Origin of the sequence: Xanthomonas populi, assembly GCF_002940065.1 — a bacterium.
Classification (GTDB): Bacteria; Pseudomonadota; Gammaproteobacteria; order Xanthomonadales; family Xanthomonadaceae; genus Xanthomonas; species Xanthomonas populi.
In genome coordinates this window covers 1-1,176 of record NZ_MDEJ01000278.1, presented here as the reverse complement: position 1 = coordinate 1,176, position 1,176 = coordinate 1, and the positions used below count along the sequence as shown (strand labels likewise).

The 1,176-nt window shown below is 62.8% G+C and carries 2 protein-coding genes and 1 tRNA gene; all 3 read left to right on the top strand.

Annotated features, from left to right (window positions below; translation table 11 throughout):
• A partial coding sequence (locus tag XpopCFBP1817_RS22385; RefSeq protein ID WP_208619693.1) for a hypothetical protein occupies positions 1–283 on the top strand: 283 nt, incomplete at its 5' end.
• Between the two features lie 6 nt (positions 284–289).
• Positions 290–964 (top strand): 7-cyano-7-deazaguanine synthase QueC, encoded by a 675-nt coding sequence (queC, locus tag XpopCFBP1817_RS20795; protein WP_128418486.1) that lies wholly within the window; start codon positions 290–292, stop codon positions 962–964.
• Positions 965–1,011: 47 nt separating this feature from the next.
• Positions 1,012–1,087, top strand: a tRNA-Lys gene (locus XpopCFBP1817_RS20790).
• The last annotated feature ends 89 nt before the right edge of the window (positions 1,088–1,176 follow it).

Genomic DNA, 1,176 nt, shown 5'->3' with positions numbered 1-1,176 from the left:
CGCTGCCATCGCCAATGTCTGCTGTGTCATCGCTCTATCCAAAAGCACGCTGCTGGATAGCAATTTTCGCAGATCTGGGGGCTTTTTCAGCGTTGCCTTCCAGCTGCCCATCGGCCAGCGGCCAGCGGCCAGCGGCCAATGGCCAATGGCCAATGGCCAATGGCCATTGGCCAATGGCCGCTCATTGCCAGCCAGCCTGTGCTGTTATACCCGCAAAGTGCTTGCCCTGTCGCCGTGCAACGCCGATCCTGCTAGCCTCTCGGCTTCCGTTGTTACAGCCTGATCCGTCATGAAAAAAGCGGTAGTTCTCTTGTCCGGTGGCATGGATTCCGCAGCCGTCGTCGCGCTCGCGCAGGAACAGGGCTACTCCGTGTACGCGCTGAGCGTGCGCTACGGCCAGCGCCACACCTCCGAACTGGACGCAGCCGCACGCGTCGCCACCGCGCAAGGCGTCATCGCCCACAAGGTGGTCGACGTGGACCTGCGCAGCATCGGCGGCTCGGCGCTCACCGACGACATAGACGTGCCCGATGCTGGCGGCGACGGCATTCCGGTCACCTACGTGCCCGCACGTAACACCATCATGCTGGCGCTGGCGCTGGGCTGGGCCGAGGTGATCGGCGCCAACGACCTATTCTGCGGCGTCAACGCGGTGGACTATTCGGGCTATCCCGACTGCCGCGCCGAGTTCGTCCGCGCCTTCGAAGTGCTGGCAAACCTGGCCACCAAGGCAGGCGTGGAAGGCGCCGGCTTGCGCGTGCACGCACCGCTGCAGTTTCTCAGTAAAGCCGACATCGTCCGCCAAGGCGTCCGCCTGGGCGTGGACTTCGGCCTCACCGTCTCCTGCTACCGCGCCGACGCTAACGGGCGCGCCTGCGGCTACTGCGACGCCTGCCGCCTTCGCGCCGCCGGCTTCGCCGATGCCGGCATCCCGGACCACACCCACTACGCCATTTCGTCTTGATGCCTGTGTAAGGTAGAATGCCCACCCCGGCGCACTGCCGGGGCAGTGGGCCGTTAGCTCAGTCGGTAGAGCAGAAGACTTTTAATCTTTTGGTCGATGGTTCGAATCCATCACGGCCCACCAATAATTTCAATGACTTAAGGGCACCTCGAACAACCAAGTCGTAGCCGTGGTGACACGCACTGGATGATGACCATACCTTCAAAAAATCA

Bases quoted from the DNA above. Each gene is read 5' to 3' on its own strand.
- queC (WP_128418486.1), top strand. From the start codon at position 290: ATGAAAAAAGCGGTAGTTCTCTTGTCCGGTGGCATGGATTCCGCAGCC.